Below are 22,984 nucleotides of genomic sequence, written 5' to 3'. Positions count from 1 at the left end.
CGATAGGTTTCCGAGGAAGCCGCCTGCTCTCCACGGGTCCGGGCGGGTGTGTCAGACCGCTACTGAAAGGGTGATCCGTTGAGCCGCTCGGTTCTCGTCACCGGAGGCAACCGGGGCATCGGCCTCGCCATCGCCCGCGCATTCGCCGACGCCGGCGACAAGGTCGCGATCACGTACCGCTCGGGTGAGCCGCCCGCCGGTTTCCTGGCCGTCAAGTGCGACATCACCGACAGCGAGCAGGTGGAGCAGGCCTACAAGGAGATCGAGGAGACGCACGGTCCCGTCGAGGTCCTCATCGCCAACGCCGGCGTCACCAAGGACCAGCTCCTGATGCGCATGACGGAGGAGGACTTCACCTCCGTCGTCGACACCAACCTCACCGGCACCTTCCGCGTCGTCAAGCGCGCCAACCGCGGCATGCTGCGGGCCAAGAAGGGCCGCGTCGTGCTGATCTCGTCGGTGGTGGGGCTCCTCGGCTCCGCGGGGCAGGCGAACTACGCCGCCTCCAAGGCCGCCCTGGTCGGCTTCGCGCGCTCCCTCGCCCGTGAGCTGGGGTCGCGCAACATCACCTTCAACGTCGTCGCGCCCGGTTTCGTCGACACCGACATGACCCGGGAGCTCACCGAGGAGCAGCAGACGAAGATCCTCGCGCAGGTGCCGCTGGCGCGGTACGCGCGGCCGGAGGAGATCGCCGCGGCGGTGCGGTTCCTCACCTCGGACGACGCCTCGTACATCACTGGAGCCGTCATCCCCGTTGACGGCGGACTGGGAATGGGTCACTGATCACCATGAGCGGAATTCTCGAGGGCAAGCGCGTCCTGATCACCGGTGTGCTGATGGAGTCCTCCATCGCCTTCCACGCCGCCAAGCTGGCCCAGGAGCAGGGCGCCGAGATCATCCTGACCGCGTTCCCGCGGCCCACGCTGACCGAGCGCATCGCCAAGAAGCTGCCCAAGCCCACCAAGGTCATCGAGCTCGACGTCACCAACGACGAGCACCTCGGGCGGCTGGCCGACGTCGTGGGCGAGGAGCTGGGCGGCCTCGACGGCGTCGTCCACTCCATCGGCTTCGCACCGCAGGACGCCCTCGGCGGCAACTTCCTCAACACCCCGTTCGAGTCGGTCGCCACGGCCATGCACGTCTCGGCGTACTCCCTGAAGTCGCTGACCATGGCCTGCCTGCCGCTGATGCAGAACGGCGGCTCGGTCGTCGGCCTCACCTTCGACGCGCAGTACGCCTGGCCGCAGTACGACTGGATGGGCCCGGCCAAGGCCGCGCTGGAGGCGACCAGCCGCTACATGGCCCGTGACCTGGGCAAGCAGAACATCCGCTGCAACCTGGTCTCGGCGGGCCCGATCGGTTCCATGGCCGCCAAGTCCATCCCGGGTTTCTCGGACCTCGCCGCGGTGTGGGACAGCCGGTCCCCGCTGGAGTGGGACCTCAAGGACCCCGAGCCGGCCGGTCGCGGCATCGTCGCGCTGCTCAGCGACTGGTTCCCGAAGACCACGGGCGAGATCGTCCACGTGGACGGCGGTCTGCACGCCATCGGCGCCTGACCGGACGCCCCCGCGGGGCCCGCATCCACCCGGGTGCGGGCCCTCGGCGTGTGACCGTGGGCGCGTCACCCGTTCGGCTCAGTCGGCCGGGCGTCCGGGCCGGCCGCGACGCACGCTGAAGTACGAGTTCACCACGCGCTTTCCCCTCCCCAGCCGGCCGAGGAGGTCCCTTGTGCGTCCACTCCACCGTCTGGCCTCAGCGGCCCTCGCCGTCGCCTGCGTGCTGATCCTTCCGTACGAAGCGGTGTCCCACGCGCGCGTGCCGGTCACGAAGGCCGGCGAGGCCGGGGACGCCGCCTCGGCCGAGCCGTTCGGCTCAGCGTGCCGGGTCCGCGTCGACGAGTCCGACGTGACCGCCTACTGCCACAACCCCTACCCGGGGCCCGACCACGTGCGCCTGCACGTCGAGTGCGAGCACTGGTGGGACCTCGACAGCGACACCTCCCCGGTGGTGGCCGGTCCCGCGCAGACCGTGCGCCTGGACGGCCGGTGCTGGAAGGAGGTCCGGGCGGCCTGGGTCAGCCACGCGCGGGGGAGCTGATCAGCTGATCCGGCCCGTGCGGCACTGGAACGGGTAGCCCGCGGCCTCCGCGTGCGCCGTCTCGGCGTCCCCCGCGCGGATCGCGTCGACCAGCCGGGTGTGGTCCATGCGCGTCTCCGGCGTCAGCTCGCTGCCGACGTCCACGCGCAGCCAGTCCCGCATCACCTCCCCGAGGTCCGCGTACATGGCGGTCATCACGTCGTTGTGCGAGGCCGCCACGACGGCCAGGTGGAAGGTCGAGTCCGCCGTCACGTACGCCTCCGCGTCGCCCGTCTGCCAGGCGTCCTCACGGCGCGCGAGGAGCGCGTCGAGCTGCTTGAGGTCCTTCTCCGTGCGCCGCTCGGCGGCGAGCCGTGCGGCGGCGGACTCCAGGGTGGAGCGCAGCTCGGCGATGTGCCGCGGGTCGGCCTCGGCGAACCGGCGCTGCATCACGCCGGCCAGCTCGCTGGTCGCCACGACGTACGTGCCCGAGCCCTGGCGGATGTCCAGCAGGCCGTTGTGGGCCAGCGCGCGGACCGCCTCGCGGACCGTGTTACGGGCGACCCCGAGCTGGTCGACCAGCTCGGGCTCGGTCGGGATACGGGAGCCCACCGGCCACTCGCCCGAGGCGATCTGCTGCCGCAAGGCCGCGATGACCTGCTCGGACAGCGCCGAGCGACGGGGATGGCTCAGGGGCATGGCTCACCTTCACGCGGGAGTCGACAAGCGAGTGGACAATCAATCATCCCATGATTCTATGATGGGTCTCATGGCTAGTGACGAAACCCGGACCGAGACACGGACGGAGACGCCGACGAAGACGCCGACGGAGACACGGACCGGGACCACGCGGCCCGCGACCACCGGTGAACCGGCGGGGCCCGGCGCCCGGGTACCCGGTGAGGCGTCCCAGGCGTCCGGCACGCGCGCGTGGACGCCGTGGATGACCCGTCTGCTCGTCCTCGGGATCGTGCTGGCCGCGGTCAACCTGCGGCCGGCCATCACGAGCCTGGGCGCGCTCCTGGAAGAGGTCCGCGACGGACTCGGCATGAGCGGCAGCGTGGCCGGACTGCTCACCTCGGTGCCCCCGCTCTGCTTCGCCGTCTTCGGGGTCGCCGCCCCGCGGCTGGCCCGCCGCTTCGGCCCCGGCGCGGTGGTCTTCGGCGGCATGGTCGCCATCACCGCCGGTCTGCTGATACGCCCGTACGCCGGTGGTACGGCGGGCTTCCTGGCCGCCACCGCCCTCGCCCTGATGGGCATCGCGCTCAGCAACGTACTGATGCCGGTCATCGTCAAGCGCTTCTTCCCCGACCGGGTCGGCTCCATGACCGGCCTCTACTCCATGGCCCTCGCCTTCGGCACCTCGATCGCCGCCGCGGCGACCGTGCCGGTGACGAACGCGCTGGGCGGGCACTGGCAGCCCGGCCTCGCGGTGTGGGCCGTGCTGGGTGCGGCGGCCGCCCTGTCCTGGATCCCGTTCGTACGGGCCCGGAAGGCGCCGTCGTCCGCCGACTCCGCCGGGACCGACGCTCCGCGTGATGACGCCGACGGCCGCCCGGTCGAGCAACCCGCGCTGCGCATCACCCGCAGCCGTACGGCCTGGGCGCTCGCGGTCTTCTTCGGCCTCCAGGCCACCGCCGCCTACATCACCATGGGCTGGATGGCGCAGATCTTCCGGGACGCGGGCGTGTCCGCCGGCACCGCCGGTCTGCTGCTCGCCGTCATCATGGTGATGGGCGTGCCGCTCGCCTTCGTCATCCCCCGCGTGGCCACCCGCCTGCCCCACCAGGGCCCGATCGTGCTCGTACTGGGCGTGTGCGGACTCGCCGGATACGCCGGCCTGTACTTCGCCCCGGCCGGCGGCGCCTGGGCCTGGGCGCTGCTCCTCGGCGTCTCCAACTGCGCCTTCCCGCTCGCGCTGACCATGGTCGGGATGCGGGCCAGGACCGGTGCGGGCGTCGCCCAGCTGTCCGCCTTCGCGCAGAGCACCGGCTACCTGATCTCCATCCCGGGCCCGCTGCTGGTGGGCGTGCTCTATCAGCACAGCGGGGGCTGGGGCCTGCCGATCGCGCTGATGAGCGCCTTGATGGTGCCGCAGATCATCGTGGGCGTCCTCGCGGGGCGCGACCGCACGGTGGAGGAGGAGGCGGCCCGCTGACCCGGGCCGCCGGTCCGGGTGCGGGTGGCGGATGCGAGACTTGCCGTATGCCAGTCCTCGACCCGAACCCGCAGCACGGCCAGAAGAAGATGCTGATCGTCTTCGGCTCCTTCCTCGCGATCTTCGTGATCATCGGCATCGTGGCCACGATCGCCTCGCCGTGACACGGCCCGAGGGTGGGGTTAACCCCCCGTCCCCTAGGGGGTGAGGGTCAGGGTCAAGTGGGTGGACTTCCGGATGGGTTGGGGCCCGCGGATTCCGTAGCTTCGAGATGTGCCCGCTCCAGGCGGGCCGCGCAGCACGGACCAGGGACGCCCGAAGACCAGCGGAGGCACTCATGTCGGCCCCAACCCACACCCCGCCTCCCCGGGCGACCCGGCGCGGCGTCGACATCCGGCTGCCCTGGTGGGCCCTCGCCCTGCCCGTGCTCGCCTTCGTGACCCTGTTCCTGCTGATACTCAATCCCTCCGACGCCCACGCCGCCGCGGGCGAACCCGCGATCGCCCACCTCATGGAGTGGCTGCGGCAGCTGATCGCACGCTGAGGCCGCACCGCGCCCCGCACGCGCGCCGACGGAGGGTGAATCCGCATGTCAACTCCCTGCGCCCCGTGGCCTGTTTCATGCGAAGCTGGATGCCATGAGCGTCGCAGAATCCCGCAGGATCGTCCTCTTCCGGCATGCGAAAGCCGACTGGCCACAGGTGGCCGACCACGAGCGGCCACTCGCCGAGCGGGGCCGCAAGGACGCCGCAGAGGCCGGACGCCGGCTCGCGGACACCGGAGTCCCCTTCGACCAGGCACTGTGCTCCACCTCGACCCGGACCCGCGAGACCTGGAAGCTCGCCGTCGCGGAGTTCCCGCAGCGGCCGAAAACCGTCTACGAGGAGCGGATCTACGAGGCCTCGCCCGGCGAGCTGATCGCCGTGCTCAACGAGACCCCCGACGACCTGCGGAACGTACTGGTGATCGGCCACAACCCGGGTATGGAGGGACTCGCCGAGATCCTGGCGGGCTCGGCCGAGGGCGACGCCCGCGAGCGGATGGGCCGCCGCGGCTTTCCGACCGCCGCCTTCGCCGTGCTGACCTTCGACGGTTCCTGGAAGGACGTGGAGCCGGGCGTGGCCTCCCTGGTCGACTACTGGGCGCCGACCGACTGATCCGACCCCGCGCGACCGGCCCGGGCAGCAGGTGTTCCGGGCCCTCGCCGCGGCGGCTGCCCGCCCGCCGACCGGATACGGCCGGGGCAGCCCGGTCGGCCCCGGCCGACGAAGCCCGGCCGATCCGGCCGGGAGGTGCCGATGGGCGGTGCCGGTCGCCCCGCTCGGGGCGCCGGTCAGATTCCGTCGAGGGGCCGGCCCAGGCTGTCGCCGAGGCCCTCGTCCAGCGTGTCCGCCGCCTCGACCTCCTCGCGGGTGATGCCCAGCAGGTACAGGACCGTGTCCAGGAAGGGCACGTTCACCGCGGTGTGCGCCGCCTCGCGCACCACCGGCTTGGCGTTGAAGGCCACGCCGAGCCCGGCCGCGTTCAGCATGTCCAGGTCGTTGGCTCCGTCACCGATCGCCACCGTCTGCGACAGCGGAACGCCCGCCTCGGCGGCGAACCGCCGCAGCAGCCGCGCCTTGCCCGCGCGGTCCACGATCTCCCCGGTGACCCGCCCGGTCAGCTTCCCGTCGACGATCTCCAGCGTGTTGGCCTGGGCGAAGTCCAGCCCCAGCTTCTCCCGCAGATCGTCGGTGACCTGGGTGAAGCCACCGGAGACGACCCCCACCTGGTAACCGAGCCGCTTCAAGGTGCGGATCAGCGTGCGGGCACCCGGCGTCAGCCGCACCTCGCCGCGGACCTTCTCCACCACCGACGCGTCCAGCCCGGCCAGCAGCGCCACGCGTGCGTGCAGCGACTGCTCGAAGTCCAGCTCCCCGCGCATGGCGGCCGCCGTGACCTCGGCGACCTTGTCCTCACAGCCGGCGTGCGCGGCGAACAGCTCGATGACCTCGTCCTGGATCAGCGTGGAGTCCACGTCCATCACCACCAGGCGCTGAGCCCGCCGGTGCAGGCCGGCCGAGACCACCGCGACGTCCACACCGAGCGCCGCGGCCTCGGTCGCCAGCGCGGTGCGCAGCGGCTCGGTCTCCACGCCGGACACCGCGAACTCGACGGCGGTCACGGGGTACTTGGCGAGCCGGAAGATACGGTCGATGTTGCTGCCGGACTCGGTGATCCGGGCCGCTATGGCGGCCGTCGCCTCGGCGGTGAGCGGGTGGCCCAGCACCGTGACCAGGGAGCGGCCGAGACCGCGCGGCCGGTTGTCGCCGATGCCGGAGATGATCTCCGCCTGCAGCCTCAGCGACTCCGCCCAGCTGTGGACGGTCGCGCGCAGATCGCCCTCCAGTCCCCGGGGTGGCTCGGTGACCAGTGCGCACAGCACGATCCGGCCACGGGTGACGACCTGCTCGATGTCGACCACGTCGACGGAGTAGGCGGCGAGGGTGTCGAACAGGCCGGCCGTGATGCCCGGTCGGTCCTTGCCGAAGATCTTGACGAGAAGCGTGGGAACGTCAGAGGTCTGCGAAGCGCTCATGGTGCTCCAACCGTATCCGGCACCCGGTGCCTCCCGCCCCCGAGGTCCGCCTGACGGACACGGCACCCACGGCGGGCCCGGCCCGCGTCCGCGCCTCCCATTGTCCGCCGCGTGCGCCCCCTCGGCGGCCTGGGCCGGGAACGGGTCGGGGGGATACAGGCCGGGGCGGCACGAGCGGGGCGTCTGGCTCCCGCTTGTGCGGCGGTGACCGCCGTCCCGGTGGCTTTTCGGCCCGTGGCGGGCGGTGAGGCGGGGGCGCGTCGGCGTACCTGTGGTCCGTCACGGTCGGCGCGGTGGTGCACAGACGTGGAGGCGGAACGGCGGGCCCCGGCTCAGCAGGGCTGTCGGCAGCGGCGGCCGGTCACCGCGGGGGCGGCGTGCGGGGGACGGCCCGGCCCCGTTCCCTCGGCGTCCTTCGCTCATCGGCCGTCACCCCCCGGACGGCGCGGTGGTGCCGGAGGCGGTGGCGGGGGAGGGGGCGGGCCCTCGCCCCAGCGGGACGGTGGCCTGCCGCCCGGCCGCTCCCCGGGACGTGGAGGCCGCCGTGGCGTCCCCGGCGGCGGTGCCGGCGGCCCGGCGACCGTGGGGGCGCCGGACACGTCCTCGTCGTCGGATCCGTGCTCGCCGCTGCGGGACCGCAGGTCGCCGCCGGACCACCCGTCTCCCTGGCCGCCCGGCCGCTCGGCGCTGCCGGGCTGATCGACGCCGGGGCCGGGACGGCCGCTCCCCGCCGCGCCGCCCGCACCGGACTGCGGCGGGGTGCGCGCCCATTCCGGGCGTGCGTCCTCGGGCTCCCCGCCCCCGCCCCGCGGACGCAGATACGGATTCGCGCCGGGGTCCGCCGGCCGGTGCGGAGGATCCGGCCGATACGGCCCCGGGGGCGGTCCCGGCGGCGCCCCCGAGTACGCGGTACCGCCCGCACCCCCAGCACCCGCGCCACCGCTCCAACCTTCGCGTGCCCCTGAGCCGCCGCCACCCCCACCGTCGTCCCCCGCACCCGCGCCAACAGCACCACCCCCGACAGCACCACCTCCGACAACCCCAGCACGCCCGACAGCCCCACCACTCCCGACCACCCCAGTACGGCCCCCCACCCCGGCACTCCGTGCCACCACCGTCGCCCGAGCCCCCGCCGCCCTGCTCACCCGCGTCAACAGCGCTCCGGCCGCCCCTGCCCCCGCGCCCCACACCGCACCCAGCAGCAGCGCCGTGCCGATCCGTCCGCGCAGGTCGATGCCCGCGCCGAACGCGTCGATGCCGAGTACGGACAGCGAGGCGTCCACGGACACCTCCGTCAGCCGGGCCAGCAGCGGCAGCGTCAACGCGGTCACCACGCCCAGTCGCACGGCACACCGCACGGCGAACGCCGGGGAACGCGCCTCGCCGGGCGCCACAGGTGTCCGCGCCGCCGTCAGCACCCCGGCCAGCAGCATCGTCAGCGCCGCCGCCGCCCCCAGCACCCACACCCGCCCGTCCAGCTCCGCCAGCCGCCCGAGGGTGACCGTCTCCCGCGCCCCGGAGCCCAGCAGCCGGTCCAGCGGATCGGGGAGCACCCGCACCAGCTCGCCCGTGGCCCGGCCCTCCCACGGCACGAACAGGCCGAGCGGAACACCGAGCCACACGCCGTTCGGCGCGCCCAGCAACGCGGCACCGACGATCCGCCGGGGATGGTCGTCGCCGATCGCCGCCCAGCCGGCAGCCGCCCAGCCGGCCGCGACCGCCGCCAGCGCCACCGTGACCACGGCGGACACGGCCGGCCGCACCACCCGGTGCACCGCCTCGCACCCGCGCGGCAGGGGGGTGCGGCGCGAGGACAGCAGCGCGATCAGCAGGACCCCGACGGACCAGACCAGCCCGCCCAGCAGCGTCGGACCGGTGTCGACGGTGAAGCCGACGGCCGCCTCGGCGTCGACCAGATCGTCGATGCGGTCGGGGAGCAGCCCACCGATGTCCCCGATGCCGCCCACGTCCCCGAGCCCGGGAATCTCGATGCCCCCGCCCCCGCCGTCACTCCCGGGCAGGTCGTCCAGCCCCAGCGAACCGCCGTCGATCGTGATGACGTCGTGACCCACCCAGGCCAGCCCGCCCAGCATCGCCACGAACAGGGCGACCACCGCGCCCGCGCGCACCAGCAGTTCCGCGGGCGGGACCACAACTCCGGCCGCCCGCAGGGACCGTAGGAAGAAGAAGGACAGGAAGAGCGCACCGACCAGCCCCACACCCAGTGGCGTGATCTCGATGGCCGTGTGCGCCTGTGCCCCTTCCAGCCCGAACGCGGACACATCACCGGCCGGCGACACCGAACCACCCGCACCGAGCGCCACGACCGCCGCGGTCATCGGGCCCAGCGAGCCCGCCGCGTCCGCGCCCAGCAGGTGCAGACCGAGCGCCGCCGTGCCCGCCATCCCGATCAACGCCCAGCTCACGGAGGCGATCGCGGACATCAGGACGTCACCCCAGGGCACCCTCGTGCCGTATCCGTCGGTTCCGACGCTCGTGGACGCGCTCATGGCAGACCCCCCGATCCGCGGCGCGGCCCAGTTGCCGCGCATGTCCCCCTCGCGTGGAATACCACTCTCCGGGCAGGTTTCAACCCCGTCAACGGGATCGGCCGATGGCCGCCTGCGCAAGTTTCACAAGGCCCGACTTTCGGTCAGGGGGCCGAGCCTGAAATAGTTCCCCCCGATGTTCGACATCCCTAGACTCCCCGCGACGGGGGTACATCGGGGGACAACTCAGTGGGGCTTGGAGTGCCGGAACTCGTACTGGAATCCAATGGACAGACCTGGACGCTCGATCCGTCCCGGTCATATGCGCTCGGACGCGATCCGCAGGGGGAACTTGTCTTCGACGACGCCAGGGTGTCCTGGCGTCACGCCACGATCAGCTTCAACGGCCGCAGTTGGGTCGTCGAGGACCACGGCAGCACCAACGGCACCTTCGTACACGGACAGCGCGTCCAGCACATGGAGCTCGGCGCCGGCACGGTGCTGAACCTGGGCAACGCCACCGACGGACCGCGCGTCAGCCTGACCGGCGCGCAGGCCCCGGTCGGCACGCCGCAGGGGCAGCAGCAGCCGTACGCCGCGCAGGGTGCGAACGCGGGCTGGGCCCAGCAGGTGCCTGTCCAGGAGCCGCAGAAGCAGCAGGCGCCACCGCAGCACGGGCAGCAGCAGGCGGGCTGGCAGCACCAGCAGTCGCAGCAGGCCGCTCCGCAGCAGCCCGCGCCGCAGCAGGGCGCACCGCACTTCCCCCAGCAGCAGGGCTCCGGTGGCGCGGCGGGGGCGCCGCCGGCGTACGGCGACCGCAGCCCGACCACGTTCCACCAGTTCTCGCTCGGCCGCGTCATGCGCATCGGCCGTGCCCTGGAGAACGACCTGGTCGTCTCAGACCTCCAGGTCAGCCGCAACCACGCGGAGTTCCACTCGACGCCCGACGGGCGCATGGAGATCCGCGACCTCGGCTCGCACAACGGCACGTACGTCAACGGTCTGCCGATCGCCAAGGGCGGCTCCCAGCTGCTCGGCCCGACCGACATCGTGGGCGTCGGCCACTCGACGTTCCGGATCGTCGGGGACCGGCTCGAGGAGTTCGTCGACACCGGTGAGGTGTCCTTCTCCGCCCGCCACCTGACCGTCACGGTCGACGGCGGCAAGCAGATCCTCAAGGACGTCTCCTTCGGCGTGCCCGAGAAGTCGCTGATCGCGGTCATCGGCCCCTCCGGCTCCGGCAAGTCCACCCTGCTCAAGGCGCTGACCGGCTACCGGCCCGCCGACCAGGGCGAGGTCCTCTACGACAACCGGAACCTGTACAAGCAGTTCGCCGAGCTGCGCCAGCGCATCGGTCTGGTCCCGCAGGACGACATCCTGCACAAGGAGCTGACCGTCAAGCGGGCCCTGAAGTACGCGGCCAAGCTCCGTTTCCCGGCCGACACCACGGCCGCCGAGCGCGACGCCCGCATCGACGAGGTGCTGCGCGAGCTGAAGCTGGACATCCACAAGGACAAGAAGGTCACGTCCCTGTCCGGCGGCCAGCGCAAGCGCGTCTCCGTCGCCCTGGAGCTGCTGACCAAGCCGTCGCTGATCTTCCTGGACGAGCCGACCTCCGGCCTCGACCCGGGCATGGACCGCGACGTCATGCAGCTGCTGCGCGGCCTCGCCGACGACGGCCGGACCGTCCTCGTCGTCACCCACTCGGTGGCCGAGCTGGCGATCTGCGACAAGCTGCTGGTGATGGCGCCGGGCGGCTCGGTGGCGTACTTCGGTCCGCCCGAGGAGGCGCTGAACTTCTTCGGCTACGACACCTGGGCCGACGTCTTCTCCGCCTTCGAGAACTACCGCGACTACGACTGGGCGGGCCGCTGGAAGGGCTCGCAGCACTACCAGATGTACGCCGCGGACATCGACGCCGTCGCCCCGCAGGCCGTACAGATGCCGGCCATGCAGGGGATGAAGCCGCCGAAGCCGCAGGGCTGGATGTCGCAGTTCGTCACGCTGGTGCGGCGCTACGTGTCGGTGATCGTCTCCGACAAGGGCTTCCTCGCCCTGATGGTGATCCTCCCGGCGGTGCTCGGCGCGGTCAGCCTGCTCATCGACGCCGACAAGGGCCTGCTGCCCAACCCGCCCAACGCGGCGGGCCGCATCATCCCGAACGGCACGGCGACCACGGTCCTGCTGATCCTCGCGGTCGGCGCCTGCTTCGCCGGCGCCGCGAACTCGGTCCGCGAGCTGATCAAGGAACGGGTGATCTACGAGCGGGAGCGGGCGACCGGCCTGTCCCGGTCGGCGTACCTGATGTCCAAGGTCTTCGTGCTCGGTGTGATCACCGTGCTCCAGGGCCTGATGGTCGGCGTCATCGGCTTCGCCTCCCGCGAGATCCCCGAGGAGGGCCTCGTCCTCGGCGGCCTCACCCTCGTCGAGCTGTCGCTGCCGATCATGGCGCTGGGCTTCACCTCGATGATGTTCGGCCTGATCATCTCCTCGCTGGTGAAGACCGCCGAGAAGACCATGCCGCTGCTGGTCATGTTCGCGATCATCCAGGTCGTCTTCACCGGCTGCCTCTTCGCCCTGAACGGCGCGGTCGGCGTCAACCAGTTCTCGTACCTGATGCCGTCGCGCTGGGCGGTGGCCGCGGCCGGCGCCACGCTGGACTTCAACAAGATCAGCCCGCCCGAGGAGGGCGCCGAGGCCGATCCGCTGTGGGAGCACACCGTCGGCGCCTGGGGCATGGACATGGCCGCCCTGATCGCGCTCGGCGTGATCTGCGGCTTCTTCGTGGCGCGCTTCCTGCGCCGCCACGAGCCCGAGGTCATGCGGAAGTGACCGCAGGGGCCCCGGTCGGCCCCTGTGTACGCCCCGAAGGGCGGCACCCCATCAGGAGGGTGCCGCCCTTCGGCGTACGGTGCGGCGTCGGCGACGTCGTGAAGAGGTCCGCGCCGACCTCAGTACGCGCTGTCGACGTTGTCCATGGTGCCGTACTTGTCCGCGGCGTAGTTGCACGCGGCGACGATGTTGGCGACCGGGTCCCAGATGTTCTTCGGGGTGCCGGGCACGTGGTAGGCCTCGAACGTCGGCGGGATGACCTGGAGCAGGCCCTTCGACGGGATGCCGTTGATGGCGTTGATGTCCCAGTCGTTGATGGCCTTCGGGTTACCGGAGGACTCCCGCATGATGTTGCGGTGGATGCCCTCGTAGGAGCCGGGGATGCCGTGCTTCTTCATGATGGCCCGGGCCTCGCGGATCCAGCCGTCGAGGTTGTTCGGGTAGGACTTCTTGACCTCGGTGCGCTCGGCGGACCGGCTGGCGGACTGCTTCGCCTCACGCTTGGCGGCGGCCTTCTTCGCCGCGGCCTTCTTGGCGGCGGTCTCCTTCTTCGCGGCCGCCTCCTGCTTCGCCTCGATGGCGGCGACCTTCTGGCTCGCGCCGGCGAGCTGGCCGGTGACGCCGGCGTGCACGTCCTGGATCTGCTTGGTGCTGTACGCCACCTTGGCCGTCGGAGCGGCCTCGCTCGTGGTCGTCTGACCGCTGGCCGGGACCGCGGTGAGCGCGACGGCGGCGGCGCCGAGCGTGCCGACACCGGCGGCCACGATCTTGTGCTTGCGGTTCAGGGAAATACTGCGACCACGGGTGAAGATGTTCTTGGGCATGGCGGGATAGACCTCTTCGAATAGCGCGGAGGTCGCTCTCGTCCGGTGGGGACAGTTGGTGTTTCCGGTGCGAACGCCGCGGGGAAACGACCCACGGCGCTGAGCGACGAAAGCAATTCTTAGCGGCCGCAAAATTCGGAGGCAAAGGTGTGACGTACGATCCGAGGTAGTGGATCAGGGATGGGAGAAACGGGGCAGATTGGACCATCTGCCCCGCTCAAAACGGACGAGTCGTTCTCCTACTCCCCTTCGTACGTGACGCGCGCCCTATGCGCGGGCTCACACGCACCCCCCGCCGTTCTCACTTTTGGTTGCTCAAGCAATGCAGTGTGTAAGGGGCTGCGCAGGCCTCTCCTACGGCAGGAGGAGATGGACGTCGCCGAACTCGTGCCACAGGTACCCCCCGCGTACCGCCGCCTCGTACCCGCGGTCGATCGCCGCCCGCCCCGCCACCGCCTCCAGCATCAGCAGATGCGAGGCCTCCGGCTCGTGCAGCCCCGTCAGCAGCCCGTCCACCACCCGCACCCCGCGCTCCGGCGTCACGACCAGATCGGTCCACCCCGCCCGAGCCCGTACGACGCCGTCGGCACCCGCCGCCGACTCCGCCGCCCGCACGGCGGTGGTCCCCACGGCCAGCACACGCCCGTCGCCCGCTCGGGCCGCGTTGATCAGCCGTGCCGACGCCTCGGGCACCGAGAACCGTTCCGGATACGGCGGCTCGTGCGACTCCGCCGACGCCACCCCCGTGTCCAGCCGCACCGGCGCGAACTGCACCCCCCGGCTCACCAGCTCCGCCACCAGCCGAGCCGTGAAGGGCCGCGCCGCGCTCGGCATCTCCGCACTGCCCGTTCCGTCCTCGGACGGCAGCGCGAACACCGTCTGGTACGCCGACAACGGCTGGTCCCGCTCCGTATAGGAGTAGCGAATGGGCCGCCCGTGCTCCCGCAGCAGCGCCGGCACCCGGGCGCCGGACACCCGTGCCCACCACAACCGCTCCGCACCCGGACTCAGCGGCCGCTCCAGCACCAGCCGCCCGCCGCCCGGCAGCCGCACCCCCAGTCCCTCCCTGCTGTCCGCACGCGCGCGCGTGGTGCCGCGCCCGTCGGGTTCCCGCAGCTCCACGGCCCACCGGCCGTCGTCCCCACGCGTGGAGAAATGCACCACCACGCGCGCGTGCCCCACCCTCCCGTCCACGGCGGCGGCCAGCGTCGACGACGTGTTGACGACGAGCAGGTCCCCCGCCCGCAGCAGCCGCGGCAGCTCCCGGAACCCGTGGTGCGACACCTCGGTGCCCCGCGACACCAGCAGCCGTACGTCGTCCCGCTCCAGCCCGGGACCCCGCTGCTCGGCCGGCACCCGAGCCGACAGCTCCTCCGGGACGCGCACCGCCAGCGTCATCGCCGTCCCTCCAGCAGCGCCGACGCCCCGTAGCGGCCGCCGGCCGGCCGCTCGTCCAACAGCCGCAGCAGCGCCGGTACGACACTCGCCGGATCGGGCCGGGGATCGTCATCATCCGGCACGGCCGCCGCGTACAGGTCGGTGGCCATGTCCCCCGGATCGACCGCCCAGACCCGCAGCCCCGGCTCCTCCACGCCCAGCACCGCCACCAGCTGGTCCAGGGCCGCCTTGGACGCCCCGTAGCCGCCCCACGTCTCGTACGCCTCCGACGCGGCATCCGAGCTGACCGCGAGCACCGCGCCCTCACGGGCGGCCCGCAGCAACGGCAGCGCCTCCTGCACCAGGCCCAGCGCCGCCACGACGTTCACCTCTAGCGCCCGCCGCAGCCCGTCGAGCGGCAGCTCCTCCAGCCGCACCAGAGGCTCGACTCCCAGCGCGCTCGCGTTGCTGACCAGCAGATCCACCCCGCCCAGCCGCCGGGCCGCCGCGACCAGACCGGCCCGGTGCCCGGCGTCCGTGACGTCACCGGGCAGCGCCGCCACGCGCGCGCCGTACGCCTCCAGCGCCACCGCCGTCTCCTTGAGCGGGTCCGGCGTCCTGGCGTCCAGCACCAGGTCCCAGCTCCGCGCCGCCAGGGCCTCGGCGAGCGCCCTCCCCAGTCCCTTCGAAGCTCCCGTGATGATCGCAACCGGCATGACACACGTCCCCTCGTCGTCCACGCCTCCGGATCGGAACGGCGTGGCCTCAACGTAGGAACCGGGCGCCTCAGGCCGCCTCGGGCACGGGCCGCAACCGCGCGGGGTCCTTCGGCCTAGGACAGGCGGACGGGACCGCGGTCCTAGGCCCACCGCCCTAGGCGACGGCGTCCACAGGGCCGATCCCGCCGCCGCACCCCGCCGGTACCGTGAGGACATGAGTCACGGCCCCCGGTCCGGCCTCGCGGCGGTCAGTTCCGCGCTGCTGGCCATGAGCAGGCACCTCGAGGTGCGCGACGTCCTCAAGACGATCGTCGCCTCGGCCCGCGAGCTGCTCGACGCGCAGTACGCCGCCCTCGGCGTCCCCGACGACCACGGCGGCTTCGCCCAGTTCGTCGTCGACGGCGTCAGCGACGAGCAGTGGAAGGCCATCGGCCCCCTGCCCCGCCAGCACGGCATCCTCGCCGCGATGCTGCACGAGGCCACCCCCGAGCGCCTCGCCGACGTCCGAGAGGACCCCCGCTTCGAGGGCTGGCCCTCCGCCCATCCCGACCTGGTCGACTTCCTGGGCCTGCCGATCCGGGACGGCGACGAGGTCATGGGCGCGCTGTTCCTGGCCAACAAGAACTGTCCGAAGCCGGCCGGCGGCTGCGGCTTCACGGCGGACGACGAGGAACTGCTGGGCATCCTCGCCCAGCACGCCGCCATCGCCCTCACCAACGCCCGGCTGTACGAACGCAGCCGCGAGCTGACCATCGCCGAGGAACGCTCCCGCCTCGCCCACGAACTGCACGACGCGGTCAGCCAGAAGCTGTTCTCCCTGCGCCTGACCGCCCAGGCCGCCGCCACCCTGGTCGACCGCGACCCCGCGCGGGCCAAGGGAGAGCTCCAACAGGTCGCGGCGCTCGCCGCCGAGGCCGCCGACGAACTGCGCGCCGCCGTCGTCGAGCTGCGCCCCGCCGCCCTGGACGAGGACGGCCTCGTCGCCACCCTCCGTACCCAGGTCCAGGTCCTCGACCGCGCCCACACCGCGCGCGTGACCTTCGCCGGCCACGGGGTCAAGGCACTGCCCGCCGCCCAGGAGGAAGCGCTGCTGCGCGTGGCCCAGGAAGCGCTTCACAACGCCCTGCGCCACGCCGCCGCGGACCACGTAGACGTGACGCTGCTCCGGCGCGGCACCGGAGCGGTGCTGCGGGTCACCGACGACGGCAGGGGCTTCGACCCGCGCACGGTGCGCCGCGCGGGACGCCACCTGGGCCTGGTCTCGATGCGGGACCGGGCGAACGGCGTCGGCGGCACGCTGACCGTGGAATCGGCGCCCGGCAAGGGCACCACGATCGAGATGGAGGTCCCCGGTGGCTGACGCAATCAAGGTGCTGCTCGTCGACGACCACCAGGTGGTCCGCCGGGGTCTGCGCACCTTCCTGGAGGTGCAGGACGACATCGAGGTGGTGGGGGAGGCCGCGGACGGCGCCGAGGGAGTCGACCGCGCCGAGGAGCTGAAACCCGACGTGATCCTCATGGACGTCAAGATGCCGGGCATGGACGGCGTGGACGCGCTGCGCAGGCTCCGCGAGCTGGAGAACCACGCGCGCGTGCTGATCGTCACCAGCTTCACCGAGCAGCGCACCGTGGTCCCGGCCCTGCGTGCGGGAGCCGCCGGTTACGTCTACAAGGACGTCGACCCCGACGCGCTGGCGGGCGCCATCCGCTCCGTCCACGCCGGTCACGTCCTGCTACAGCCAGAGGTCGCGGGCGCCCTGCTGTCCCAGGAGGAGAGCACCCCCGGCCAGGGCAGAGGGGGCTCCCTCACGGAGCGGGAGCGGGAGGTGCTGGGCCTGATAGCGGACGGCCGCTCCAACCGCGAGATCGCGCGCGCCCTCGTCCTGTCCGAGAAGACCGTGAAGACCCACGTTTCGAACATCCTGATGAAGCTCGACCTCGCGGACCGCACCCAGGCCGCGCTGTGGGCCGTGCGCCACGGAGCCGCCGGCTGAGCCCGCTTACGCGGCGGCAACCCGGAGGGTTCCCCTCCGGTGCGAGATTCATACCGTCGTGGGAATGTCCCCCGGATGGCGCATCCTCTCCGGCGCCCGGCCGTTCTCCAGTGCGTGCCGCGGCGACTGCCGCGGCGATCGCGAGGAGGGCTTGTAAGTGAAGAACCTGAAGAAGGCAGCGGCCGTGACGATGGTGGCCGGCGGGCTGATCGCCGCCGGCGCGGGCATGGCCTCCGCCACCGACGGCTCCGTCGCCCACGGCGAGGCCATCGGTTCCCCGGGCGTCGCCTCCGGCAACGTCGTCCAGGCGCCGGTCCACATCCCGGTGAACGCCGTCGGCAACAGCGTCAACGTCATCGGCGTCCTGAACCCGGCCTTCGGCAACCTGGGCGTCAACCACTGACCCAGGTCACCAGGACCCACGGACCTCCGGCCTCCCGGCCCCACCCGGGAGGCCGGTCGCCGTCATGGGCGCAAACCGCATGACGGCGGTCGGTCAATACAGCCCGTCCGGCGTTTGAGGACGAGGCCGTTCAGGCCGAAAGCGGGGGTCTGGGGGCGCAGGCCCCAAGACGCTCACACGAACGTGGGGCACGGGTCAGGCAGCCAGTCACCGCACCCCCTTCTCCCGCTCCTCCACAACGGAGTTGTACGCGGCCACCTGCGCCCGCCGAGCCGTCCGCTCCACCGGCCGCAACACCTCCCCGCGCGCCGCCATCTCGGACGCACTCACCGCACCCCCGTGCCCGTTCTCGTACGCCAGCGAAATCAGCATCCCCACCCGCTGAGCCAACTCCAGCACCCGCACTGCCCGCGGCGGATACCCCGGCGCCAGCACCTCCCGCCCCCGCTCGGCCCGCGCCCGGTACGCCGCGACCGCCGCCTCCGCCACCGGCCCCGACCCGGCGACGTCCAGCCGCGTCAGCATCTCCGTCGCGTCCCGCAACGCCTCCGCCAGCTCCCGCTCGGCCTCCCCGAGCGACGGCACGTCCGCCGGCGGCGCCTCCCGCACCGCCAGACAGTGCCAGACCACTTCGACGTGCACGTCACCCTCGGGCCCGGCCTCGTACACCTCCGGCACCAGCCCGAGCGCCGCCCCGTGACAGACCACCGCCTCCTCCGCCTCCAGCGCACGCGCGTTGAACTCCGGCGGCCCGCTCAGCCCCAGCGGATGTCCCGGCGCGGGCAGCGCGACCCGCAGCCCCCTCGCCCCGAGCGCGCGCAGCCGCCCCAGCGCCAGCGTGAGACCGACCGGAGCCGATTCCCCCGGCAGCCCCGCCACCCGGTGCACCGCGTCCTCGCCCACGATCGCGATCGCGGCTTCGTCCGGTGAGACCATTCCGGCAATAAGGGCATTTCCCCAGGCGGCAAGGCGCCCTGCGCGTGGTTCCGAGAGCATGCCCCCACCCTAAGGACCGGACCGATGGAACGGCGAAGCCGACCGGTGGCGTAGATTTCCTGGAGGGGCCTGCGCCCACCGGCGCGGCGACCCGAGCCCACAGGCGTACGCGACAGCCGGAACCGGCCACACTGCAAGGGGAGACAACGCGCTCATGAGCGATGTTCTGGAGCTTCAGGACGTATCCGTGGTCCGCGAGGGCCGGGCTCTGGTGGACCAGGTCTCCTGGTCGGTGAAGGAGGGTGAGCGCTGGGTCATCCTCGGCCCCAACGGCGCCGGCAAGACCACCCTCCTCAACGTCGCCTCCAGCTACCTCTACCCCAGCAAGGGCACCGCCACCGTCCTCGGTGAGACCCTCGGCAAGCCCGGCACCGACGTCTTCGAGCTGCGCCCGCGCATCGGCATGGCCGGCATCGCGATGGCCGACAAGCTGCCCAAGCGCCAGACCGTCCTGCAGACCGTCCTCACCGCCGCCTACGGCATGACCGCCGGCTGGCAGGAGCAGTACGAGGACATCGACGAGCAGCGCGCCCGCGCCTTCCTCGACCGCCTCGGCATGACCGAGTACCTGGACCGGAAGTTCGGCACGCTCTCCGAGGGCGAGCGCAAGCGCACCCTGATCGCCCGCGCCCTGATGACCGACCCCGAGCTGCTGCTCCTGGACGAGCCGGCCGCCGGCCTCGACCTCGGCGGGCGCGAGGACCTCGTCCGCCGCCTCGGCCGCCTCGCCCGCGACCCGATCGCCCCGTCGATGATCATGGTCACCCACCACGTCGAGGAGATCGCCCCGGGCTTCACCCACGTCCTGATGATCCGTCAGGGCAAGGTCCTGGCCGCGGGCCCGCTGGAGCTCGAACTGACCTCCCGCAACCTCTCCCTCTGCTTCGGGCTCCCGCTCGTCGTCGAGCAGGTCGGCGACCGCTGGACCGCGCAGGGGCTCCCGCTGTCCTGACCGCCCCCCGTGCGCCCTGTCCCCGGCACGTCACCCGGACCTACCATGACCATGTGAACGACATCGACGCATGGGTGTGGTGGCTCGTTGCCGCGGCCGGGCTCGGAATCCCGCTCGTCGTGACGGCGATGCCGGAGTTCGGGATGCTCGCCGTCGGCGCGGTCGCCGCCGCCGTCGCCTCCGGCTTCGGCGCGGACCTCGTCGTCCAGGTACTCGTCTTCGTCATCGTCTCGGTCGCCCTCATCGCCGTCGTACGGCCCGTCGCCGCCCGGCACCGCGCCCAACGGCCCCAACTGGCCACGGGCGTCGACGCCCTGAAGGGCAGACAGGCCGTCGTGGTGGAACGGATCGACGGCTCCGAGGGCGGCCGGATCAAGCTCGCCGGGGAGATCTGGTCGGCGCGCGCCCTCGACCCCGCACGCGCCTACGAGGCGGGCGAGGAAGTGGACGTCGTGGACATCGAGGGGGCTACGGCGATCATCATGTGACCTCGCCGGACACAAGTGGACCGAACGCCCACCGAGGCACGCGACGGTCTGTCAGACTCGACGAACAAGATCCTCAACAGCCGTAAGATGCACAACAGTCAGGGTCAATAGGATCTGCCAGAGCGCCGAGGCGGAGAAGGGGACGGACAGCCACTATGGGACCGGTCGTCATCGTTCTGATCATCCTGGTGGTGTTGGTCTTCATCGCCCTGATCAAGACCATCCAGGTCATTCCACAGGCCAGCGCCGCCATCGTCGAGCGCTTCGGCCGCTACACGCGGACACTCAACGCGGGGCTCAACATCGTCGTCCCGTTCATCGACACCATCCGCAACCGCATCGACCTGCGTGAACAGGTCGTCCCCTTCCCGCCGCAGCCGGTCATCACCCAGGACAACCTGGTCGTCAACATCGACACCGTCATCTACTACCAGGTGACCGACGCCCGCGCCGCGACCTACGAGGTCGCCAGCTACATCCAGGCCATCGAGCAGCTCACCGTCACCACACTCCGCAACATCATCGGCGGCATGGACCTGGAACGCACCCTCACCTCGCGCGAGGAGATCAACGCGGCCCTGCGCGGCGTCCTCGACGAGGCCACCGGCAAGTGGGGCATCCGCGTCAACCGCGTCGAGCTCAAGGCCATCGAACCGCCCACCTCCATCCAGGACTCGATGGAGAAGCAGATGCGCGCCGACCGCGACAAGCGCGCCGCGATCCTCCAGGCCGAAGGTGTCCGTCAGTCCGAGATCCTGCGCGCCGAGGGCGAGAAGCAGTCCCAGATCCTGCGCGCCGAGGGTGAGGCCAAGGCCGCCGCCCTGCGCGCCGAGGGCGAGGCCCAGGCCGTCCGCACGGTCTTCGAGGCCATCCACGCCGGCGACCCGGACCAGAAGCTGCTCTCCTACCAGTACCTCCAGATGCTCCCGAAGATCGCGGAGGGCGACGCCAACAAGCTCTGGATCGTCCCGAGCGAGATCGGCGACGCCCTCAAGGGCCTCTCCGGCGCCATGGGCAACATCGGCGGCCTGGGCGGCGGTTCGGGCAGCGGCACCGGCAACGGCGGCGCGAGCGTCCCCGCCCAGGAACGCCGCGAGAAGCCGTCCATCGACTAGAGCCACCACGAACCAGCAGTCAGCGACGAACATCAGCTCCTACGGCGCATCCTCACGCCGCGTCCAGTACCAACCAATCCGGCAGCGCCTCAAGGTCGTCCCTGGCCAGCGCCAGCAACATCGCATCGGCGGGAGTCGGCTCGAACGGCTCCCGCAGCAACGGCATCCCCGCCTGCTCAGGCGTCCGATTCGCCTTGCGGTGATTGTCCTCCGCGCACGAGGCCACCGTGTTCAGCCACGTGTCCTGCCCACCGTGCGACCGCGGCACCACGTGGTCCACGGTCGTCGCCCGCCTTCCGCAGTACGCGCACCGGTGCCGGTCCCGGACCAGCACACCCCGCCGCGACCACGGAGCGCGTCTTCGAAAGGGCACCCGTACGTATTGGCACAGCCTGATCACCCGGGGCGCCGGCATGTCGAGCGCGGCTCCGCGCATCCGCAGGGAGGGGTGGGCCTGTTCGACGACGGCCTTGTCCTGGAGCACCAGAACGACGGCTCGATTCAGCGTCACCGTCGACAACGGCTCGAAGCTCGCGTTCAGTACCAGCGTGTCCCGCATACCAGCCCACCTCCCGTGTGCACCGGCCCACCCCCTGGCGGGCTGGGATCAACTCTGGCCGGGCACGCCGAGATGGACAACGCAATATCTGCTGCTCCGAGGGGGGTATCTCCCCCCACCACCCCCGCAACAAAAATGCCCGCCCCTGATCCATTCCAAGACCAGGGGCGGGCAAACGTTCCGTGAACGCTCGGAACACTCAGCCTTCGGCAGGCACCTCGTACTCACCGATCAACTGCGCCCGGCCGATCGTGTGGAACCGCAGGTTGAAGCCGACGAAGGCAGGCGTCGCCTCGGCGTCCGGACCCAGCTTCTCCTGGTCCACGGCGTACACCGTGAACACGTACCGGTGCGGCCCGTCGCCGGCCGGCGGCGCGGCACCGCCGAACTCCTTCGTCCCGTAGTCGTTGCGCGCCTGTACGGCACCCTCCGGCAGGCCCTCGAACTTGCCGCTGCCCGCGCCCACCGGCAGCTCGGTCACCGATGCCGGGATGTCGAACACCACCCAGTGCCAGAAACCGCTCCCCGTCGGGGCGTCCGGGTCGTAGCACGTCACGGCGAAGCTCTTGGTCTCGGCCGGGAAGCCCTCCCACCGCAGATGCGGCGAGGTGTTACCGGCCGCGTAGACCTGAGCGTCCTTGAGCGTCGCCCCCTCCTGGACGTCCTCACTCGTGACCGTGAACGACGCCACGGGCGGGTGGAAGTCATGGGGAAGCGGACGCCGCTTGAGCTCGGTCACCTCGGTACCTCCTGATCGTCTGGTGCAGTGGTGTCCGAGCCTAGAACCCTCAGAACCAGTTCCGCTTGCTGCCGACCTCGGACAGCCACTGGTTGAGGTACGCGGTCCAGTCGGTCCCCTGGTAGTCGTCCAGCCCCACCTTGAAGGAACGGAACGTGTCGCTGCCCTCGCTGAACAGGCCCGGCTTCTTGTCCATCTCCAGCACGACGTCCATGGCCTGGGCGTCGGCCACGAAGCTCAGCTCGACCTGGTTCAGCCCCCGGTACTGCTGCGGCGGGAAGAACTCGATCTCCTGGTAGAAGGGCAGCTTCTGCCGCGTACCCCGGATGTGGCCGCGTTCCATGTCCGCGTTCTTGAAGCGGAAGCCCAGCCCGATGAACGCGTCCAGGATCGCCTTCTGCGCGGGGAGCGGGTGCACGTTGATCGGGTCCAGGTCGCCGGAGTCCACCGCGCGGGCGATCTCCAGCTCCGTGGTGACGCCGATGTTCATACCGCGCAGCGCCTGCCCGTCGATCATGGTGATCGGCGTCTCCCACGGGATCTCGAGTCCGAACTGCACGGCGTGCACCGCGTTCGCCTTCAGCTCGAAGGCACCGCCGAGCCGGCTCTTCGTGAACTCGATGTCCTGCTTGTACTCCTGGTCGCCGCTCTCCACCTCGACCTTGGCCTGGAGCCCCACCGACAG

General features: G+C 71.7%; 24 protein-coding genes (1 of these 24 cut by a window edge). 14 read left to right on the top strand and 10 right to left on the bottom strand.

The features are described 5' to 3' along the window. Positions 1 to 78 precede the first annotated feature (78 nt). From fabG to ACLIN4_RS07990, 3 genes are all read left to right on the top strand, one after another. The gene (gene fabG, locus ACLIN4_RS08000; protein ID WP_100044937.1) at positions 79 to 783 is read left to right on the top strand and encodes a 3-oxoacyl-[acyl-carrier-protein] reductase; all 705 of its coding nucleotides are present in this window, start codon (positions 79 to 81) and stop codon (positions 781 to 783) included. A 5-nt stretch (positions 784 to 788) separates the two neighbouring features. After that, entirely contained in the window at positions 789 to 1,556 is a 768-nt protein-coding gene (fabI, locus tag ACLIN4_RS07995; RefSeq protein ID WP_107478395.1) for an enoyl-ACP reductase FabI, read from the top strand. A gap of 172 nt (positions 1,557 to 1,728) precedes the next feature. After that, positions 1,729 to 2,097 carry a hypothetical protein gene (locus ACLIN4_RS07990; protein WP_411575615.1) on the top strand — a complete coding sequence of 123 codons (369 nt, stop codon included), beginning with the start codon at positions 1,729 to 1,731 and terminating at the stop codon, positions 2,095 to 2,097. Here ACLIN4_RS07990 and ACLIN4_RS07985 read toward each other — a convergent pair whose 3' ends face one another. Continuing rightward, positions 2,098 to 2,775 (bottom strand): FadR/GntR family transcriptional regulator, encoded by a 678-nt coding sequence (locus ACLIN4_RS07985; RefSeq protein ID WP_100044934.1) that lies wholly within the window; start codon positions 2,773 to 2,775, stop codon positions 2,098 to 2,100. 58 nt (positions 2,776 to 2,833) lie between these two features. Here ACLIN4_RS07985 and ACLIN4_RS07980 point away from each other — a divergent pair, with 58 nt between their 5' ends. The 4 genes from ACLIN4_RS07980 (at position 2,834) to ACLIN4_RS07965 (ending at position 5,391) form a co-directional block, all read left to right on the top strand. Further along, positions 2,834 to 4,234 carry a CynX/NimT family MFS transporter gene (locus tag ACLIN4_RS07980; protein ID WP_179342521.1) on the top strand — a complete coding sequence of 467 codons (1,401 nt, stop codon included), beginning with the start codon at positions 2,834 to 2,836 and terminating at the stop codon, positions 4,232 to 4,234. A gap of 47 nt (positions 4,235 to 4,281) precedes the next feature. Then, on the top strand, positions 4,282 to 4,398 hold the full coding sequence (locus tag ACLIN4_RS07975; RefSeq protein ID WP_019329374.1) for an SGM_5486 family transporter-associated protein: 117 nt from the start codon (positions 4,282 to 4,284) through the stop codon (positions 4,396 to 4,398). Between the two features lie 173 nt (positions 4,399 to 4,571). Then, positions 4,572 to 4,778 carry a hypothetical protein gene (locus ACLIN4_RS07970; protein WP_100044933.1) on the top strand — a complete coding sequence of 69 codons (207 nt, stop codon included), beginning with the start codon at positions 4,572 to 4,574 and terminating at the stop codon, positions 4,776 to 4,778. Positions 4,779 to 4,872: 94 nt separating this feature from the next. After that, positions 4,873 to 5,391 (top strand): SixA phosphatase family protein, encoded by a 519-nt coding sequence (locus tag ACLIN4_RS07965; RefSeq protein WP_100044932.1) that lies wholly within the window; start codon positions 4,873 to 4,875, stop codon positions 5,389 to 5,391. A gap of 176 nt (positions 5,392 to 5,567) precedes the next feature. Here the strand turns inward: ACLIN4_RS07965 and serB are convergent, their stop codons facing one another. Both serB and ACLIN4_RS07955 read right to left on the bottom strand, forming a co-directional pair. Beyond that, the gene (gene serB / locus ACLIN4_RS07960; RefSeq protein ID WP_100044931.1) at positions 5,568 to 6,812 is read right to left on the bottom strand and encodes a phosphoserine phosphatase SerB; all 1,245 of its coding nucleotides are present in this window, start codon (positions 6,810 to 6,812) and stop codon (positions 5,568 to 5,570) included. A 419-nt stretch (positions 6,813 to 7,231) separates the two neighbouring features. Beyond that, positions 7,232 to 9,322, bottom strand: coding sequence for a streptophobe family protein (locus tag ACLIN4_RS07955; protein ID WP_411575614.1), 2,091 nt, complete (start codon positions 9,320 to 9,322; stop codon positions 7,232 to 7,234). Positions 9,323 to 9,562: 240 nt separating this feature from the next. Here ACLIN4_RS07955 and ACLIN4_RS07950 point away from each other — a divergent pair, with 240 nt between their 5' ends. Next, a complete protein-coding gene (locus ACLIN4_RS07950) occupies positions 9,563 to 12,133 on the top strand; it encodes an FHA domain-containing protein (protein WP_381944660.1) in 2,571 nt (856 codons plus the stop codon). A gap of 119 nt (positions 12,134 to 12,252) precedes the next feature. On the opposite strand, the gene ACLIN4_RS07945 is transcribed toward ACLIN4_RS07950, so the two are convergent. From ACLIN4_RS07945 to ACLIN4_RS07935, 3 genes are all read right to left on the bottom strand, one after another. Continuing rightward, the gene (locus ACLIN4_RS07945; protein WP_107478400.1) at positions 12,253 to 12,957 is read right to left on the bottom strand and encodes a transglycosylase SLT domain-containing protein; all 705 of its coding nucleotides are present in this window, start codon (positions 12,955 to 12,957) and stop codon (positions 12,253 to 12,255) included. A gap of 354 nt (positions 12,958 to 13,311) precedes the next feature. Continuing rightward, positions 13,312 to 14,355 (bottom strand): S-adenosylmethionine:tRNA ribosyltransferase-isomerase, encoded by a 1,044-nt coding sequence (locus ACLIN4_RS07940; protein WP_289909617.1) that lies wholly within the window; start codon positions 14,353 to 14,355, stop codon positions 13,312 to 13,314. Beyond that, the gene (locus tag ACLIN4_RS07935; protein WP_307653022.1) at positions 14,352 to 15,050 is read right to left on the bottom strand and encodes an SDR family NAD(P)-dependent oxidoreductase; all 699 of its coding nucleotides are present in this window, start codon (positions 15,048 to 15,050) and stop codon (positions 14,352 to 14,354) included. Before ACLIN4_RS07935 ends, ACLIN4_RS07940 begins: the two co-directional genes overlap by 4 nt. Before the next feature lie 217 nt (positions 15,051 to 15,267). Between ACLIN4_RS07935 and ACLIN4_RS07930 the strand changes: the two genes are divergently transcribed. From ACLIN4_RS07930 to chpE, 3 genes are all read left to right on the top strand, one after another. Then, entirely contained in the window at positions 15,268 to 16,413 is a 1,146-nt protein-coding gene (locus ACLIN4_RS07930; RefSeq protein WP_289909614.1) for a GAF domain-containing sensor histidine kinase, read from the top strand. Further along, complete coding sequence (locus ACLIN4_RS07925; protein ID WP_107478402.1) at positions 16,406 to 17,047, top strand: response regulator; 642 nt, start codon at positions 16,406 to 16,408, stop codon at positions 17,045 to 17,047. The genes ACLIN4_RS07930 and ACLIN4_RS07925 overlap by 8 nt, the downstream gene beginning before the upstream one ends. Before the next feature lie 157 nt (positions 17,048 to 17,204). Then, the gene (chpE, locus tag ACLIN4_RS07920) at positions 17,205 to 17,450 is read left to right on the top strand and encodes a chaplin ChpE (RefSeq protein WP_100044926.1); all 246 of its coding nucleotides are present in this window, start codon (positions 17,205 to 17,207) and stop codon (positions 17,448 to 17,450) included. A gap of 207 nt (positions 17,451 to 17,657) precedes the next feature. Here chpE and ACLIN4_RS07915 read toward each other — a convergent pair whose 3' ends face one another. Continuing rightward, positions 17,658 to 18,446 carry a hypothetical protein gene (locus tag ACLIN4_RS07915; protein WP_289909611.1) on the bottom strand — a complete coding sequence of 263 codons (789 nt, stop codon included), beginning with the start codon at positions 18,444 to 18,446 and terminating at the stop codon, positions 17,658 to 17,660. Between the two features lie 154 nt (positions 18,447 to 18,600). On the opposite strand from ACLIN4_RS07915, the gene ACLIN4_RS07910 reads away from it, so the two are divergent. The 3 genes from ACLIN4_RS07910 (at position 18,601) to ACLIN4_RS07900 (ending at position 21,001) form a co-directional block, all read left to right on the top strand. Next, positions 18,601 to 19,398 (top strand): ABC transporter ATP-binding protein, encoded by a 798-nt coding sequence (locus tag ACLIN4_RS07910; protein ID WP_107478404.1) that lies wholly within the window; start codon positions 18,601 to 18,603, stop codon positions 19,396 to 19,398. A gap of 53 nt (positions 19,399 to 19,451) precedes the next feature. Continuing rightward, complete coding sequence (locus ACLIN4_RS07905; RefSeq protein ID WP_269958216.1) at positions 19,452 to 19,886, top strand: NfeD family protein; 435 nt, start codon at positions 19,452 to 19,454, stop codon at positions 19,884 to 19,886. A 155-nt stretch (positions 19,887 to 20,041) separates the two neighbouring features. Then, a complete protein-coding gene (locus ACLIN4_RS07900; protein ID WP_107478406.1) occupies positions 20,042 to 21,001 on the top strand; it encodes an SPFH domain-containing protein in 960 nt (319 codons plus the stop codon). 52 nt (positions 21,002 to 21,053) lie between these two features. Here the strand turns inward: ACLIN4_RS07900 and ACLIN4_RS07895 are convergent, their stop codons facing one another. From ACLIN4_RS07895 to ACLIN4_RS07885, 3 genes are all read right to left on the bottom strand, one after another. Beyond that, a complete protein-coding gene (locus ACLIN4_RS07895) occupies positions 21,054 to 21,560 on the bottom strand; it encodes an HNH endonuclease (RefSeq protein WP_019329390.1) in 507 nt (168 codons plus the stop codon). A 199-nt stretch (positions 21,561 to 21,759) separates the two neighbouring features. After that, entirely contained in the window at positions 21,760 to 22,299 is a 540-nt protein-coding gene (locus ACLIN4_RS07890) for a YbhB/YbcL family Raf kinase inhibitor-like protein (RefSeq protein WP_107478407.1), read from the bottom strand. Between the two features lie 49 nt (positions 22,300 to 22,348). Continuing rightward, positions 22,349 to 22,984 carry the 3' portion of a sporulation protein gene (locus ACLIN4_RS07885; protein ID WP_100044920.1) on the bottom strand. It continues 147 nt past the right edge of the window, so the window shows 636 of its 783 coding nt (coding positions 148–783); its start codon lies beyond the right edge, outside the window — the gene reads right to left on this strand; the stop codon is at positions 22,349 to 22,351.

The organism is Streptomyces mutabilis, from assembly GCF_046628145.1.
Classification (GTDB): Bacteria; Actinomycetota; Actinomycetes; order Streptomycetales; family Streptomycetaceae; genus Streptomyces; species Streptomyces mutabilis.
The sequence above is the reverse complement of the archived record's forward strand: the minus strand, read 5'-3'. Positions and strand labels throughout refer to the sequence as shown.